Below are 16,396 nucleotides of genomic sequence, written 5' to 3'. Positions count from 1 at the left end.
CTAGCCACCGCGGCCGACGCCGCCGCGCTCGCGCCAGAGTGCGGCCTCATCGCCGACGGACCAGACCGCGACCATGCCGTCCCGATCGGTGCGCGCGATGCGCGCCCCGAGGGCATCCAGTTCGGCGAGGACCTCGGCGCGCGGGTGCCCGTAGTCGTTGCCGGAGCCGACCGTGATGAGCCCGATCGAGGGCTGGACGGCGCGGTAGAGGGCGGCATGCTGATCCGCGCTGCCGTGGTGGGCGACCTTGACGACCGCGTAGGAGCGGGCGAGGAGTCCGCTCGCCGCGATCGCCCGCTGAGGGGATGCCGACAGGTCGCCGAGCAGGAGGACAGCCGGCACGGCACCGCCGCGAATCTCGAGCACGACGCTGGCGTCGTTGCCGGGAGGGAAGGCGCGACTGGCGGCCTGCGGCCACAGCACATGCCATCGCGCGTCGCCGAGAGCCCCGGTCGCGCCGGTGTCGGCGGCGAGGAGATCTGCACCACCACCTTCGAGGGCGCCGAGGATCGCGTCGTCGCCGTCGCCGGGCGGACCGTGCAGCACGGTTCCGACGCGGCCCGCGACCGCCTCGAGACCGCCGACGTGGTCGGCGTCGAAGTGCGTCAGCACCAGCAGGTCGATGTGGACGATTCCGGCCCGAGCAAGGCAGGCGTCGAGCGCCTTCGGGTCGGGTCCGGTGTCGATGAGCGCGATCGCCCCGGCCGATCGCACGAGGACGGCGTCGCCCTGCCCGACGTCGCACGCCAAGATCGACCATTGGCTCGGAAGCGTCCACCGGCCCGCGACTCCGGCGAGGGCGGATGATCCCGCGACGATGCCGACGACCGTCGCCAACGCCAGCAGTGCCATCCATCGAACGCGTTCACGCGCCCGGGACCGCCCCCGACCCAGGCCGATGACGATTCCCAGCGCAGCCCCGACCAGGGCCAGAATCACGGCGCCGGCCCAGCCTTCGATCCACGTCGCCGTCGCGCCGGGCAGCGCGCTCACGGTGCGCGCGGTGCCCGCGATCCACGAAGCCGGGAGCCACGCGATCGCCGCGAGGCCCGACTGCACGGCAGGAAGCGGCGCGGCAAGGCACGCTGCGAGCCCCACGATGGTCGCCACGGGGGCGGCGGGGGCTGCCAGCAGGTTCGCGAGGACACCTGCCAGCGGCACGTCGGGTGTGATGAGGATCAGCAGAGGGCCGCACGCGAGCTGTGCCGCGAGCGGTACGGCGAGGGCGAGCGCGAGCGCCCGCGGCAGCACTCGGGTGAGGCCGTCGGCAAGCGGCCGTGCGAACAGCAGGAGCGACGCCGTCGCCGTCACCGAGAGCGCGAACCCGAGCGACGGCGCGAGCCACGGGTCACCCACGAGCACGACGACGACAGCCACAGCGAGGATCGCGAGCCCCGACGACGGTCGCCCGAGGACGAGCCCCAGCATCGCGATCGCCGCCATCACGGCGGCGCGCACGACACTCGGCTCGGGGGTGACGAGCAGCACGAAGCCCGCGAGGGCGGCGAGCCCGCAGGCGACTCGAACGCGTCTGCCTGCTCCGAGGAGCGCCGCCAGCACGACGGCGATGCCCACGACGATGGCGCAGTTCGCGCCGGACACCGCCGTGAGGTGTGAGAGGGAGGACGCCTTCATCGCAGCGTCGAGATCGCTCGAGACGGCCGTGGTGTCCCCCACCGCGAGCCCCGGCACGAGACCTGCGCCGTCGCCGGGGAGGCCCGCGACCGCAGACACGAGTCCGCTGCGCAGTGCGGCAGCCGTTGCCAGGGCGTCTTGCGGCGCGCGCACGATCTCGATGCCGCGCGAGGCGAGAATTCGCGCGGCCGCTCGCTCTCCCGGCCACGCCGGCTGCAGGACTCCGCGCGCCGTGACGCGTGCCCCGACGTCGAGCCGGGCGATGTCGTCGACGTCGGCGAGTTCGACCGCGACAGTGATGTCGACGGCGAGGTGCCGGGTCTCATCCCCCGCCGTGATCGAGACGGTCCGGGCGTCGAAGGCCAGCAGGCCGTCGCTGCGCCGCTCGATCTTGCCCGTGGCTTCAAGGGACACAGTGATCGCCCGGCCGCCTCCGAATCGCGGGTCTTCGAGTGCTGCGCGCGGAGGTTGGGCGAAAGCGACGTGCGAGGCGGCCGCGGCTGACCCCGCGAGTGCGAGCACGATCACCGCGGCGGCCAGTCGGCCCCGCCTGGTCCGGCGCCGGGTCCTCGCGGCGATCGCGACCGCGCCGAGCGCGCAGCACCACAGCACGGTCGCCAGCGCGCCGGTGATCTCCGGTGCGTGCACCGCCGCCAGGCACACCGCCCAGACACTCGCCGCCACTGCTGCCAGCCGGACCGCGCCGCGCGACGGCATCGGTCACACCGTCACGAGGTCGCGGAGCGACTCGAGCATCTTGTCGCCGATGCCCGGGACGGCGAGCAGATCCTCCACACTCGTGAACCGGCCGTTCTGCGTGCGCCAGTCGATGATGCGCTCGGCCATCGCGGCTCCGATCCGCGGCAGTGTGTCGAGCTCTGCGACGTCGGCGGTGTTGAGGTTCACGCGTCCGTCTCCACCCTGCGTCACGGCGTCGCCCGACCCCGCCGCTGTCGTGGTCTCCCCCACGGCCGGGACGTGAAGCTGCTCGCCGTCGCTGAGGGGACGCGCCAGATTGACGGCGCTCCGGTCGGCGTCGGCTGCGAAGCCGCCCGCAACCGCGATCGCGTCCACGACGCGGGCCTCGTCGCCGAGCGCATAGAGACCCGGGTTCCCGACCGCCCCCGACACGTGGATGTACACGAGCGACGTGGACTCGGCATCCGTCGTCGAGGCTGTCGCATCGACTGTCACGCTCTCGACGGGAGCGGTGGCACCGCGCAGAATCCCGATGCCCACCGTGACCGCGAGCGCGACGATGACGACGACCACCGCGGCGCCGAGACCCAGCCGGCTCGCCGGCGCGGCACGCGCGGGTGGTTCGGCGGACGTCACGCCCTCACGCTAGGAGAAGGGCGATCGGATGCCGACCGGCACGGACCGCATGTGGATGCTGCGGCCGGTCGACGCCCCTGGGGAGGAACCTCAGCGCGTGCTGAAGCTGACGACCTTCGGCGCGCGCACGATTGCACGGACGATCTCGCGGTCTCCGAGCGATCGGAGCACGCGTGCATCGGACCGGGCGATCCGCTCGAGCTCGGCCGCGTCGATCCGCGCGGGGACCTCGAGCGTCGCGCGCACCTTGCCGTCGATCTGCACGACCGCGGTGACCGATTCCTCGACCAGAAGCGTCGGATCGGCGTTCCGCCACGTCGCGAGGCCGACGAATCCGTCGTAGCCCAGGATCTCCCACATCTCCTCGGCGGTGTGGGGAGCGAACAGGTCGAGGATCATCGCGGTCGCCTCGGCCGCCTCGCGGACGGCGGGGTCCGCGGGACCGGCACCGGTGTCGATCGCCTTGCGGGTGGCGTTGACGAGTTCCATGAGGCGCGCGACGACGACGTTGAACTTCGTCTGCTCGACGAGGCCGGGGGCATCTGCCAGTAGGCGATGGGTGACGCGTCGGAGCGCCGGATCTCCTTCGGCCCAGATGACGTCGGGCTCGCTCGCGACGTCCTTCGCGACGCGCCACGCGCGGGCGAGGAACTTCTGGGCGCCGGTCGTGGAGACGTCCTCCCAGTTGATGTCGTCTTCGACCGGCCCGGCGAAGGCGATCGCCGTGCGGACCGCATCGGCGCCCGGGTCGACCATGCTCGAGGCGAACTCGACGAGGTTGCCCTTGCTCTTGGACATCTTCGAGCCGCCCAGCAGCACCATGCCCTGGTTGATCAGGCTCGAGAAGGGCTCGGTGAATTCGATGAGGCCCATGTCGAAGAGGACCTTGGTGATGAACCGCGCGTAGAGCAGGTGCAGGATCGCGTGCTCCACGCCGCCGATGTACGAGGCGACGGGAGCCCACTTGTCTGCCTCGCGGGTCGGGAACGCCTCGGTCTGGTCGTTGGGTGCGAAGAAGCGCAGGAAGTACCACGAGCTGTCGACGAAGGTGTCCATCGTGTCGGGGTCGCGGCGTGCGGGTGCCCCCGTCTCGGGGTCGACCGTCGACATCCATTCCTCGGCGCCGCCGAGGGGCGAGGTGCCCTTCGGCGTCAGATCGAGACCCTTGGCGTCGGGGAGGGTGAGCGGCAGCTGGTCGTCCGGAACCGGCACGATGCGCCCGTCCTCGGTGTGGACCATCGGGATCGGCGTTCCCCAGAAGCGCTGACGCGAGATCAGCCAATCGCGGAGGCGATAGGACTTCGCCGCACGACCGGTACCGGCAGCTTCGAGCTGCTCGATCATGCGTGCGATCGCGTTGCGCTTGGAGAGTCCGTCCAGCGCGCCCGAGTTGATCATGCGGCCTTCGCCGGTCAGGGCGATGCCCGTGGTCGCCGGATCGAGATCGCGGAGCGACGTCTCGTCGGCGCCCGGGTCGATCGGCACGCCGTGCTCGTCGAGCTCGATGACGGGGATCGCGCCGGTGATCGGAGCGGTCGTGTCGACGACCACCTTCACCGGCAGGTCGAAGGCTCGCGCGAAGTCGAGGTCGCGCTGATCGTGCGCGGGAACAGCCATGACGGCGCCGTGACCGTAGTCGGCCAGCACGTAGTCGGCGGCCCAGATCGGCAGCCGCTCGCCGTTGACGGGGTTGACCGCATAGCGCTCGAGGAACACTCCGGTCTTGGGGCGATCGCTGCTCTGGCGCTCGATATCGGTCTCGCGCTGGACACCTGCGAGGTAGTCCTGGAACCGCGCGCGCACTTCTGCCGACGATCCTGCTGCGAGTTCCGCCGCCAGGTCGCCGTCGGGGGCGACGACGAAGAACGTGGCACCGTGCAGCGTGTCGGGGCGGGTCGAGAAGACGGTGACGCGCTCATCGCGTCCTTCGATCTCGAACTCGATGTCGGCTCCGACAGACCGGCCGATCCAGTTGCGCTGCATCCGGATGACCTTCTGGGGCCAGAAGCCCTCGAGCTGGTTCAGGTCATCGAGGAGGCGATCGGCATAGTCGGTGATCTTGAAGTACCACTGCGTGAGCTTCTTCTTCACGACCTCCGCGCCGCAGCGCTCGCAGTGTCCGTCGACGACCTGCTCGTTCGCGAGCACCGTCTGGTCGTTCGGGCACCAGTTGACCGGGCTGTCCTTGCGGTAAGCGAGGCCCCGCTCGTACAGGCGCTGGAACAGCCACTGGTTCCACCGGTAGTACTCGGGGTCGCTCGTGTGGAGGATCCGCGACCAGTCGTACGAAGACCCGTACTCACGGAAGCTCTTCTTGTGCTGCTCGATGTTGGCGTAGGTCCACTCGCGCGGTTCGGCGCCGCGCTGGATCGCGGCGTTCTCGGCGGGGAGGCCGAACGAGTCCCAGCCGATCGGATTGAGCACGTTGTAGCCGCGGTGGCGCCAGAACCGCGCGACGACGTCGACGTAGGCGTAGTTCTCGGCGTGCCCCATGTGCAGGTCGCCCGAGGGGTAGGGGAACATGCCCAGCACGTACTTGCGCGGCCGGGAGTCCTCGGCGCCTCCTGCCCGGAACGGGTCGGCCTCGGCCCAACGCGCCTGCCACTTCTGCTGAACGGCGTAGGCGTCGTAGCCGCCTTCGGAGGGCACGGCGGTGTCGGGGGGAAGCGTCTGACTCACGTGGGAGGACCAATCATGGGATGCCGGGAGGCGCGCACAGCGCGTCTTCCAGGTTAGCGGACGCCGCCGTCACCAGCCGGGCGGCAGTCCCGCCCCGATCGCGGCCAGTGGCCCGTGCGCCTTGATGCCCACCTCGGCGACCTCGGCGGCGGCATCCGAGCGCCACGTGATTCCACCGCCGGCGCCCACATAGGCGCCGCCGGGTCGCACGACGATCGACCGGATCACCATCGCCAGGTCCAGTGCCCCGTCCTCGCCGATCCAGCCGAAGCATCCGGCGAACACGCCGCGCGGACCGCTCTCGAGGACGTGCAGGATCCCCATGGCCGACAGCTTCGGCGCCCCGGTCATGCTCCCGGCGGGGAAGGCGGCGTCGAGGAGCCCGCCGACCGTCGTGCCGGTGACGAGCCGCCCCGATACGGTGCTCACGAGCTGATGAACGGCCGGGTACGACTCGATCGCCAGCAGGGCGTCGACCCCGACCGTGCCCGCCTCGCACACCCGCGAAAGATCGTTGCGCATGAGGTCCACGATCATGACGTTCTCGGCGCGCTCCTTCTCACTCGCACGCAATTCGGCTGCGAGCGCCGCATCGGCAGCGGCGTCGGCCCCGCGCGGTCGCGTTCCTTTGATCGGTCGAGTGCGGACGATACCCGCACCGACCTCGAGGAAGCGCTCCGGGCTCGCGCTGACCAGAGCTGTGTCGCCGATGCAGACGACACCGCCGTGATGCGCGGGAGTGGCCGCGCGCAGGCGGCGGAAGGCCTCCACAGGGTCGATCGTGGCGGCGACGTCGAATCGCGTCGTGAGACACAGCTGGTAGGCATCGCCTTCGCGGATCGAATCGCGGCAGCGTTCGATCAGCGCCGCATACTCGTCGGGGGCGTGCCGGGCGCGGGCTGAGACCGGCGACGGCGCAGGCGGGGGTGGGAAGTCGGCGGCGACGGCGGCGACCTGCGCCGCGTAGAGATCGGCTTCGCTCCCGCCGGCGACCGCCCAGGCTCGTCGCTCCGCGTGGTCGAAGGCGACGAAGCGGTCGACCCGCAGCCATTGCGGAGGTGGGGCGGATGCTGCGGCGATCGGAGCACCTGCGCGCGCCGCGCCCTCCTCGTATCCGATCCAGCCGACCCAGCCCCCCCGGAAGGGGCCGGCGCTCCACCCGTCGACCGGCGACTGTGTCACATCCACCGCGCGGATGCGCTCGTCGTCGACCGCGACATCGCCCGACCCCACCCAGCTCCACCCTGCCGAAGCCGCGGGCCCGGCATCCAGCCAGAACGAATTGCCGTCGTCGCCGTGGAGACCGAGGTAGACCGCTTCAGGATCGATCCATCCCGTCAGCTCGACGGCGACGAGGGGCGAGGACATGAACCCAGGCTAGAGCCGCGGCGCGCGCTCTAGGCTCGACGTGTGAACGAGTTCCTCACGTGGCTGCTCGACGCCGTGCAGAGCGTCGACCCGCTCGTGCGGACGCTGCTCGCGGGGTTCGCGATCATGCTGGAGACGAGCGTGCTCATCGGCCTCGTGGTGCCGGGAGACACGATCGTGATCGTGGCGGCCACGGCGGTCGCGAGTCCCGTCGAGGGGGTTCTTCTCGCCGTCGCCGTCGTCATCGGAGCACTCATCGGCGAGAGCATCGGCTTCTGGCTGGGGCGGTTCCTGGGGCCGAAGATCCAGCACTCACGGCTGGGCCGGCGGATCGGCGAGGAGAACTGGCTCCGCGCGGAGCGCTACCTCCGCCGGCGCGGCGGGCCGGCGATCTTCATCTCGCGATTCCTCCCGGTGCTCCACTCGCTCGTTCCGCTCACCGTCGGCATGAGCGGCTACCCCTACCGGCGGTTCCTCGCGTGGACGATCCCCGCGTGCGTCATCTGGTCGACGCTGTACATCTCGGTGGCCGCCGTCGCCGCGGGCACGTATCGCGAGCTCGCGGATCAGCTGCACTACGCCGGATACATCTTCGTCGCGATCATCGTCGTGTTCCTGCTGCTCATCTTCGTGAGCAAGAAGGTCATCGAGCGCGCCGAGCGCAAGCACTTCGACGACGCTTCTCACCCTGCCGACGACACGCGAGGCGGACTCGCGGCGGACGACGTGAAAGACTGAGGGGATGCCCGAGACCCCCGCGCCCGCTCGCACCAAGGTGCTGTGGCTCGCGCGACTCGAGTACCGGTTCCATTCGTGGCGCGAGCGGCGCGCTCGAGCGCGCGGACACCGGCCGACGATCACCCCGTTTCCCGGCTATGCCGGCGTGGACTGGGTGCGCGTTCTCGGACGCGTGCTCATCGTTCCGCCTGACAAGCGATCCGGCGCGGGTGAGTTCGCGAGTGTTCGGGGCTGGCGCAGCTTCGCCGCGGTGCCGATCGGCTACGCCCAGGTGTCGGTGTCGATCGCGGGCGTCACGCACGAGGTCGTCGCCGATCGGGGCGGAGTGATCGACACCGTTCTTCCGGCGACGCTCGAACCGGGCTGGCAGACCCTCACGATGTCGGTCGAGGGCGGCGAGCCGATCGAGACGCGTGCCTTCGTCGTGGGTCCCGACATCCGGTTCGGCATCGTCTCCGACGTCGACGACACGGTGATGGTCACCGCGCTCCCCCGCCCCCTCATCGCAGCGTGGAACTCGTTCGTCGTCGACGAGCACGCCCGGCAGCCCGTGCCCGGGATGGCGGTGCTGATGGAGCGGGTGGTCCGCGACAACCCGGGCTCGCCGCTCATCTACCTCTCCACCGGCGCGTGGAACGTCGCCCCGACGCTCATGCGCTTCCTCCGCCGACACCTCTTCCCGCCGGGCGCGATGCTGCTCACCGACTGGGGTCCGACGCACGACCGGTGGTTCCGCAGCGGTCGGATCCACAAGTCCGACAACCTGCGACGCCTCGCGCGCGAGTTCCCGGACGTGCGGTGGCTGCTGGTCGGCGACGACGGCCAGCATGACGACGCGATCTACACGCAGTTCGCCACCGAGCACCCCGCCAATGTGGCAGCCGTCGCGATCCGCCGACTCTCGCCCGCCGAGGCGGTGCTCGCCGGTGGCCGTACGGTGGTCGACGATCACGGTGCCGCCGAGGTGCCGTGGGTGACCGAATCCGACGGTGCGGGCCTGCTGGAGCGGCTCGAATCCGTCGGAGTCATCGACGACTGAGCGGCGTCGGAGCCCACGCGTAGGCTGACCGCATGTGCGGAAGATTCGTGGTCGCCAGTGTCGGTTCCGAGCTCGTCGGAGTACTCCGCGTCGATGTCGAGGCCGAAGACCTGCCCGAGCCGTCGTACAACGTGGCGCCGACCGCGCGCGTTGCGATCGTGCTGGATTCCGCCAAGACCGAGCCGCCGACGCGCCGCCTCGAGGTCGCCCGCTGGGGTCTGGTGCCCGGCTGGGCGAAAGACCCCAAGATCGGCGCGCGGGCATTCAACGCACGCTCGGAAGAGCTCGAAGACAAGCCGATGTTCCGAAGCGCGCTCGAGAAGCGGCGGGCGGTCGTGCCGACGTCGGGGTACTACGAGTGGACCACGATCGACGGCGTGAAGACGCCGCACTACATCCATCCCGCTGACGGATCGCCGCTCCTCATGGCTGGGCTGTATGAATGGTGGCGCGACAAGGCGAAGGCCGACGACGATCCGGATCGATGGATGCTGAGCTTCACGATCCTCACCCGCGATTCGATCGGCCACCTGGGGTCCATCCACGACAGGATGCCGCTTTTCCTCGACCCCGACCACGCCGATGCATGGCTCGACCCCACGACCGACAATGTTGGCGACGTTCTCGATGCGGCGATCGACGCGGCGCCGGCACTGGCCGAGACCCTCGACGAGCATGTGGTCTCGCGCGACGTCGGGAACGTGCGCAACGACTCCCCTGTGCTCATCGAGCCGCTCTCCGGCTGATTCAGCCGGCCGCCGCGCAGTCCGGACACGGACTGAGACCGCCGCCGTCCGCAGCCAGGCGCAGTCGCAGCATCGTCACGCGTTCGGCGGCCTCGACCAGTCGCGCGGCGGGAAGCGTTCCGGACTCGACCGCCCCGACGATGCCGTCGATGATGCGCGGCGCGGTGTCCGCGGTCGAGAACATGACGGTGAGCACGAGGTCGTTCCCCGCGCTGAGGGCGCTCACGGCGTTGGCGACCGGATCCGCGTATGCGTCGATTCCCGAGGCCTGCAGCATGCCGAGGTCGTCGGTGACGGCGACGCCGTCGAAGCCGAGGTCGTCGCGGAGGATGCGGTTCCACACAGAAGACAGGCTCGCCGGCGCCGAATCGACGGAGGTGTAGGCGAGGTGTCCGAGCATCACGAGCGGGGCACCGGCGTCGATCCCGGCGCGGAAGGGCAGGGCGTCCGCGGCTTCCCATTCCGCGCGCGACATGTCCGTCGACGGGATCCCGGAATGCGAGTCGCCGGGTGCGGCGCCGTGGCCAGGGAAGTGCTTGAGGGTCGACATCGCCGACGATCCTTCGCCGGCCACCGCGGCCGCCACACGCTCGGCGGCGCTCTCAGGCGTCGTTCCGAGGGCTCGACGGTAGATGAACATCGAGGGGTCGTCGGTCTCGTCGGCGACGACGCCGAAGTTCACGCCGATACCGGCGCGCATCACCAGCCCGGCGCGCCCCGCGAACGCATCGCGCGCCGCGTCGGGTGGGGTGCTCTTGAGTGTCACCGCCGAGGCGAAGGCATCCCACGGCAGACGTGAGACATCGCCGCCTTCCTGATCGACTGCCAGCAGTGGCGGGAGCTCGGGATCGACGGTGAGTGCGGTGGTGACAGCGCGCAGCGCCGCCTCATCGCCCGGAATGTTCGCGCCCATGAGGATGAATCCGCCAAGGCCGGTATCGGCCATGTACGCGCGTAGCTGTTCAGCATCCGTCGTCGGGATATGCCCCATCACGACGGATGCCGCGCGCTCGCGCACCGACATGTCCGCCACCAGCGTGGCGGCGGCGGCGGCAAGGTCGCCGGCTTGTGCCGCCTCGACCCGCACGACCTGCCGGTCGTCGGCTTCACCCGTCGCGGGGGTGGCGCCCACCGCGCCTGCGGCGCCGCCGACCGTCGCGGCGGTCAGTGCGAGGGTCAGCAGCGCGCACGCGGCGAGAAGACGAAGCGAGCGCACGCCCTCAGCCTACGCGGGGCAGGCAGCGGCAGCCCGGGGCAGAGTGGTCTCAGTGGCGCGCGACGATCGCCGCGGCATCCGTTCCCGTCGGCAGCACGCCATAGAACCCACCGCGATCTTCACCGAGTCGCGCGGCGATGAATGTCTCGGCGTCGCGCGCAGGGGCGAAGCGAAGCATGAGCGAGGACTGCAGGGCCAGCGCGAGGCTCTCGGCGAGTCGACGAGCCTGAGACTGTGCGGTGGCGACGTCGGCGTCCTGCAGTCCACGCAGCAGCGCGAGCGTGTTCGCCGTGTGGGCGTCGAGGAGCGGGGAGTCGCCGTCGGTCTTCGTGAGTTCGTCGGCGAAGGCGGCGGCGGAGTCGGGGTCGCGTGTGAGCGCACGCAGCACGTCGAGCGCGATCACGTTGCCGGAGCCCTCCCAGATCGCCATCACCGGCTGCTCGCGGTAGCGACGGGCGAGGGGAAACGACTCGGTGTAGCCGTTCCCGCCGAGGCACTCCAGCGCCTCGTACGCGTGCTGCGGGCCTCGCTTGCAGACCCAGTACTTCCCGACCGGCGTCGCGAGCCGCCGCAGCGCCACGTCGTGATCGGACGCGTCGGCTTCGAAGAGCTGCGCAAGCCGCAACCCCATCAGCATCGCAGCCTCGGACTCGAGCGCGAGATCGGCGAGCACCGAGGTCATCGCCGGAAGGTCGACGAGCTTCGACCCGAACGCCGCCCGACCCCGGGCGTGCCACACCGCCTCGGCGACGGATTGCCGCATGCCCGCCGCCGTGCCCAGCACGCAGTCCAGCCGGGTGCGCTGCACCATCTCGATGATCGTGCGGATGCCGCGCCCGGGTTCGCCGAGCACGAACCCGACGGTGCCGTCGAACTCGATCTCGGCCGAGGCGTTGGAGCGGTTGCCGAGCTTGTCCTTCAGGCGTTGGATGCGGAAGACGTTGCGCATGCCGTGCGGCAGCAGCCGCGGTACGAACAGGCACGACAAGCCTTCCTCGGTCGCACCCCGGCGTGTCTGGGCGAGGACGAGGAAGGCATCGGACATCGGTGCGGAGCAGAACCACTTGTGACCGGTGAGCTGGTACGCGTGGCCGCCCATCGAGACGCCGATCGTGGTGCCGGCGCGCACGTCGGACCCGCCCTGCTTCTCGGTCATCGCCATGCCGATCAGGGCGCTGCGCTTCTGCTCGTTCGAGAGCAGCCGCGGTTCGTACTCGCGCGAGTACAGGCGCGGGAGCCACTCGTCGGCCACCCACGGCGAGTCCGCGATCGATGCGACGGCGGCGTGGGTCATCGACACCGGGCATGCGTGCCCGGGCTCCACCTGCGCGAACAGCATGAAGGCCGCCGCACGCGCGACGTGCGCTCCGGATCGGGGCTCCGCCCATGCCGACGTGTGAGCGCCGTGTGAGATCGCGGCCGCGATCACCCGGTGGTACGACGGGTCGTACTCGACTTCGTCGAGGCGGAATCCCCATCGGTCGTGGGTGTGGGCGACCGGGGTGTGCGTGTTCGCGAGGTGGGCGTCGCGCTGGAAGTCGCCGGAGCCGACATGGGCGCCGATCGTGTGGAGGTCGGCATCCGCCCACCCGGCGCCGAAGGCGCCCACGACCGCTCGCAGCGGCGCGTTGCTCGCGAACTCGTCGACGTCGACGCGCCACGGCGGCTGATTCTCCACGTAGTGCGTGGCCGGACCGATGACACGCGCACCGCGGCTGAAGGCGGTCACGTCGGCTCGTGCGCAGGGCGGAAGGCGATGGCGAGCTGCTCCTGTGGAGACAGCGGCGCGCGTGTGACGATGTCGTGGATGAAGGCGAGCTTTTCGCGAACCGGCTCGACCAGGGTGAACGGGTAGAGGTCGCTGAAGCCCATCGAGCGGTTGATGCGGTTGAACGCCTGCGACATCCACTCCCAGTCGTTGAGCAGCCGCTGGATGGGTTCCCTCCCGTACGACTCGAGGGGTTCGACATCGGTGTCGCGCAGATTGCTCACGGCCGCGTCGAGATGGATGCCGATGACCGCCGCCGTCTGCAGGGTCCCGGTGATGTGGAGGTAGTGGGCGAACGTCTCGGCGAAGTCCTCCCACGCGTGCATGGTCGCGTACTCCGAGATGAAGTTCACGTGCCAGTCCGCGGGGGCGCCGAGCTTGTAGTGGCGGGCGATGGCGTCCTTGTAGCTCTCCCGTTCATCGCCGAAAAGCCCACGGCACTGCGCCCAGCTCGACTCATCGGAGAGAAGGACGTTCTGGTAATAGTGGCCGACCTCGTGGCGGAGGTGGCCGAGCATCGTCCGATAGGGCTCGCCCAGGCGCACTCTGAGCGCCTCGCGACGATCGTCGAGACTCTCAGCGAGATCGAGCGTGATGATCCCGTTCGCGTGGCCGATCCGCACCTGCTTGCCGTCGGACAGACTCGACAGCAGGTCGAACCCGAGGCCGCCCTTCTCGAGATCCCAGGGGATGATGGGCAGCCCGAGATCTCCGAGCTGCAGGAGCAGGCGGCGCTTGGCCTCTTCGGTCTTGGCGAGCTTCTCCAATGCCACCGTGTCGTCGGCGGCGGGACGACGTCGCGTGAGGCGGCATGAGAAGCAGCGGCCTGCGGGCGCGTTCTCCCAGACCAGCCAATTGCACGCCCAATCGCGGTTCGAGCACGCGTACCAGTTCTGCCCCTCGATCTCGGTGCGTCCTTGCCGGAGGCCGTAGAACTGGCGCGTCACGATGTGGAAGCCGAGTTCGGCGGAGCAGTTGGGACACCGCAAGGCGTCGAGGTAGACGAACTGGCGGCAGTAGGGGCAGCGCGGCTGTGAGCTCACGCATTCACCGTAGCGCGCGCCGAGCCCGCCACGGCCCGTCAGGCCGCTGCGGCTGCCGCCTCGACAGCCCCGATGTCGATCTTGCTCATCTGCAGCATCGCCTGCACAGCCCGGTGTGCGCGCTGCGGGTCAGGATCGCGGATGAGCTCCATGAGCCGGTCCGGGATGATCTGCCACGAAAGACCCCAGCGATCCTTGAGCCAGCCGCAGGGCTGCTCCTGTCCGCCGTCTGCGACGAGCGCCGTCCAGCAGCGGTCCACGTCCGCCTGATCGGCGCACGACACGTAGAGCGAGACCGCTTCGGTGAACGGGAACTGCGGACCGGCATCCATCGCGAAGTAGTCACGACCGGCGAGGCGGAAGTGGGCGTGCATCACCTTTCCGCCCATGCCTGGCACCTCGTCGGGATATCTGCTGATCGACACGATCTCCGACCCCGGAATCAGCTCGGTGTAGAAATCGATCGCCGCGGCCGCGTCGTCATCGAACCACAGAAAGGGCGTCACATCGGTCATGCGCCCCACCCTTCCTCACGCCGAAGGCTTGCGCAACGGGGCCGGGAACGACGAAAGCCTCCGCATTGCGGAGGCTTTCTCTGGTGGACCTGAGGGGACTCGAACCCCTGACCCCCTGCATGCCATGCAGGTGCGCTACCAGCTGCGCCACAGGCCCGGATGTGATCCCGAGGAGCTCGGGACAACTCGTCTAGCTTACAACAAGAAGGCGCGTGCTCCGAACCACGGGTTACTCCGCAGCGGCCCGAGTAGGGAGCTCGATGGGAACGACCGGGCAGTCCTTCCAGAGGCGCTCGAGGCCGTAATAGACCCGCTCCTCCTCGTGGAAGACGTGGACGACGAGGTCGCCGAAGTCCAGCAGGACCCAGCGGGACTCCTGCCGGCCCTCGCGCCGGAGGCGCTTGTGTCCGGCCTCGAGGAGCTTGTCCTCGATCTCGTCGGCGATGGCGGCGACGTTCCGCTCGCTTCGCCCGGTCACGAGGAGGAAGACGTCGACGAGCGGAAGGGGCTCGGAGACGTCGAGCGCGACGAGGTCTTCGCCGCCCTTCGAATCGGCCGCCGCTGCGGCGATGCGGACCATTTCATGCGACTGTTCGGTTGCGGTCATCAGAAGACTCCTGTCACGAAGGCGAGAATGAGGACGCCGACCAGCGCCAGCGCGAGGACCCCCGCGGTGATCGCGAGCGTCATCATGAGGCGCCCGCCCTTCTCGGGGGTGGGCGGCTGGATGATCTCACCCGCGGACTTCACGGTGCTGATCGCGGCGCTGGCCGCGATGGGGGTCGGCGAGGAATGGGCGGGGATCTCGCTGTCGACGAGGACCGCATCGACATCCTTGCCGTCTGTGGTGCCGAGGGCGTGGCCGGTCGACCCGAGCCCCTCAGGCAGGTTGAGGGTGCCGGTGATGAGCACCTCGCCGGTCGCGGTCACCGGCGCCACGATGGGCGACGCCTCGGGGCCCTGCGAGATGATGAGCGCGTTCGACGTGCTCACCGAGCCGGTCGTCGAGCGCGCAAGCAGCTGGTCGAACGACGGCGGCAGATCGACCTCGACGGGCTGCCCGGCGAGAAGCCCGGCGCCGAACAGCGGACTGACGACGGTGCGCTCCGCGGGCTCGGCTTCGACATCGGCGATCTCATCGGCGGGATCTTCGTCGGCCTCGTCGAGTTCGTCGGTCGACGATGCGGCCGACAGCGGCGCCCAGATGTCGTCGGCCGGATCGCTCTCGGCGGGCTCTTCCGACTCCGCGGGCGCATCGACAGCCGTGACCGGCCCGTCACTGAACGGGAGCGACGCCATCGGCATCGCCACGGTGTGCTGCGGCACGGCGTGGGCGGGCACCGCATGCGCGGCGACCACCTCGGGGGTGATGACCGGCACCGACGCCGTGCGGATGCGCTCCTGCTGGCGTGCCTGACGCCGCGTCAGAGGCGACACGCCGAGGTCGACCGTAGCATCGGCGGCCGGAGGCGGCGCGACGCTCACGGGTTCAGCCGCACGCGCGAGCGGCGCGGCGACGGGGGCCACCACCGGGGGCGGGGCGACCTGGTCTGCCTCGGACGGCGCGGTCTGCGCGGGTTCGGGCGAGGCCGGAGCCTCGGCGGGACGCGTCGCACCGTCGTCGGTGATGATCGGTGTGGATCCGGTGTTGCGGATCTCCCGCAGCTTCTTGCGTGTCAGCGGCGGAGATGAAGGCTGCTCGGGTGTGCTCATTCCTTGCTCCGGTAGAGATGGTGCTTCGCGATGTACTGGACGACCCCGTCAGGCACGAGATACCACACGGGGTGGCCTCGCTGGACGCGATCACGGCAATCCGTCGACGAGATGGCGAGGGCGGGGATCTCGAGCTGGCTCACGTCGTCACTGGGCAGTCCGTCCGTGCTCAGCACGTGGCCCGGGCGTGAAACGGCGACGAAGTGCGCGAGGTCCCACAACTCATCATGGTCCCTCCAACTGAGAATTTGCGCTATGGCGTCCGCCCCCGTGATGAAGTAGAGCTCGGCGTCGGGGCGCTCGGCCTGGAGATCGCGCAGCGTGTCGATCGTGTAGGTCGGCCCGTCGCGATCGATGTCGGCACGGCTGACGGTGAAGCGCGGGTTGGATGCCGTCGCGATGACGGTCATCAGATACCGGTGCTCGCTGAGCGAGACGCCGGCCTTCTGCCACGGCTCGCCCGTCGGGACGAAGACGACCTCATCGAGATCGAACCATTGGGCGACCTCGCTCGCGGCGACCAGGTGGCCGTGGTGGATCGGGTCGAACGTCCCGCCCATCACCCCCACTCGCGGGGTCCGCGTCGCCGTCATGCAGTCGG

14 protein-coding genes and 1 tRNA gene are annotated in these 16,396 nt (G+C 70.0%); 3 read left to right on the top strand and 12 right to left on the bottom strand.

Annotated elements, in window-relative coordinates; translation table 11 throughout:
* The 4 genes from FFS15_RS02735 to FFS15_RS02720 form a co-directional block, all read right to left on the bottom strand.
* Positions 1 to 2,352 (bottom strand): ComEC/Rec2 family competence protein, encoded by a 2,352-nt coding sequence (locus FFS15_RS02735; RefSeq protein WP_137843474.1) that lies wholly within the window; start codon positions 2,350 to 2,352, stop codon positions 1 to 3.
* A gap of 3 nt (positions 2,353 to 2,355) precedes the next feature.
* A complete protein-coding gene (locus FFS15_RS02730; protein ID WP_249353669.1) occupies positions 2,356 to 2,970 on the bottom strand; it encodes a ComEA family DNA-binding protein in 615 nt (204 codons plus the stop codon).
* A gap of 90 nt (positions 2,971 to 3,060) precedes the next feature.
* Entirely contained in the window at positions 3,061 to 5,649 is a 2,589-nt protein-coding gene (gene leuS, locus FFS15_RS02725) for a leucine--tRNA ligase (RefSeq protein ID WP_137843473.1), read from the bottom strand.
* A gap of 69 nt (positions 5,650 to 5,718) precedes the next feature.
* Positions 5,719 to 7,017, bottom strand: coding sequence for a chorismate-binding protein (locus FFS15_RS02720; RefSeq protein ID WP_137843472.1), 1,299 nt, complete (start codon positions 7,015 to 7,017; stop codon positions 5,719 to 5,721).
* Positions 7,018 to 7,059: 42 nt separating this feature from the next.
* Here FFS15_RS02720 and FFS15_RS02715 point away from each other — a divergent pair, with 42 nt between their 5' ends.
* From FFS15_RS02715 to FFS15_RS02705, 3 genes are read left to right on the top strand one after another with little or no spacing between them, the layout of a single operon-like run.
* Positions 7,060 to 7,755 (top strand): DedA family protein, encoded by a 696-nt coding sequence (locus tag FFS15_RS02715; protein ID WP_137843471.1) that lies wholly within the window; start codon positions 7,060 to 7,062, stop codon positions 7,753 to 7,755.
* A 4-nt stretch (positions 7,756 to 7,759) separates the two neighbouring features.
* The gene (locus FFS15_RS02710; protein WP_137843470.1) at positions 7,760 to 8,794 is read left to right on the top strand and encodes a phosphatase domain-containing protein; all 1,035 of its coding nucleotides are present in this window, start codon (positions 7,760 to 7,762) and stop codon (positions 8,792 to 8,794) included.
* A 32-nt stretch (positions 8,795 to 8,826) separates the two neighbouring features.
* Positions 8,827 to 9,540 carry an SOS response-associated peptidase gene (locus FFS15_RS02705; RefSeq protein WP_137843469.1) on the top strand — a complete coding sequence of 238 codons (714 nt, stop codon included), beginning with the start codon at positions 8,827 to 8,829 and terminating at the stop codon, positions 9,538 to 9,540.
* Between the two features lies 1 nt (position 9,541).
* On the opposite strand, the gene FFS15_RS02700 is transcribed toward FFS15_RS02705, so the two are convergent.
* From FFS15_RS02700 to nadD, 8 genes are all read right to left on the bottom strand, one after another.
* Entirely contained in the window at positions 9,542 to 10,756 is a 1,215-nt protein-coding gene (locus FFS15_RS02700; protein WP_249353667.1) for a glycoside hydrolase family 3 N-terminal domain-containing protein, read from the bottom strand.
* Positions 10,757 to 10,805: 49 nt separating this feature from the next.
* On the bottom strand, positions 10,806 to 12,485 hold the full coding sequence (locus FFS15_RS02695) for an acyl-CoA dehydrogenase family protein (protein WP_137843468.1): 1,680 nt from the start codon (positions 12,483 to 12,485) through the stop codon (positions 10,806 to 10,808).
* Positions 12,482 to 13,567, bottom strand: coding sequence for a putative zinc-binding metallopeptidase (locus tag FFS15_RS02690; RefSeq protein WP_137843467.1), 1,086 nt, complete (start codon positions 13,565 to 13,567; stop codon positions 12,482 to 12,484). Before FFS15_RS02690 ends, FFS15_RS02695 begins: the two co-directional genes overlap by 4 nt.
* Before the next feature lie 38 nt (positions 13,568 to 13,605).
* Entirely contained in the window at positions 13,606 to 14,082 is a 477-nt protein-coding gene (locus tag FFS15_RS02685; RefSeq protein ID WP_137843466.1) for a VOC family protein, read from the bottom strand.
* A gap of 81 nt (positions 14,083 to 14,163) precedes the next feature.
* Positions 14,164 to 14,239: transfer RNA gene (locus FFS15_RS02680), tRNA-Ala, on the bottom strand.
* A gap of 72 nt (positions 14,240 to 14,311) precedes the next feature.
* The gene (gene rsfS, locus FFS15_RS02675) at positions 14,312 to 14,689 is read right to left on the bottom strand and encodes a ribosome silencing factor (protein ID WP_137843465.1); all 378 of its coding nucleotides are present in this window, start codon (positions 14,687 to 14,689) and stop codon (positions 14,312 to 14,314) included.
* Positions 14,689 to 15,795 carry a hypothetical protein gene (locus tag FFS15_RS02670; RefSeq protein ID WP_137843464.1) on the bottom strand — a complete coding sequence of 369 codons (1,107 nt, stop codon included), beginning with the start codon at positions 15,793 to 15,795 and terminating at the stop codon, positions 14,689 to 14,691. The genes rsfS and FFS15_RS02670 overlap by 1 nt, the downstream gene beginning before the upstream one ends.
* Positions 15,792 to 16,388 carry a nicotinate-nucleotide adenylyltransferase gene (nadD, locus tag FFS15_RS02665; RefSeq protein WP_137843463.1) on the bottom strand — a complete coding sequence of 199 codons (597 nt, stop codon included), beginning with the start codon at positions 16,386 to 16,388 and terminating at the stop codon, positions 15,792 to 15,794. The genes FFS15_RS02670 and nadD overlap by 4 nt, the downstream gene beginning before the upstream one ends.
* Positions 16,389 to 16,396: the final 8 nt, after the last annotated feature.

It is taken from the genome of Microbacterium sp. 2FI (assembly GCF_005502885.1).
In the GTDB taxonomy this organism is placed as follows: domain Bacteria; phylum Actinomycetota; class Actinomycetes; order Actinomycetales; family Microbacteriaceae; genus Microbacterium.
Note: the sequence above shows the minus strand (reverse complement) of the source record. Positions and strands in the feature narration are given on the sequence as shown.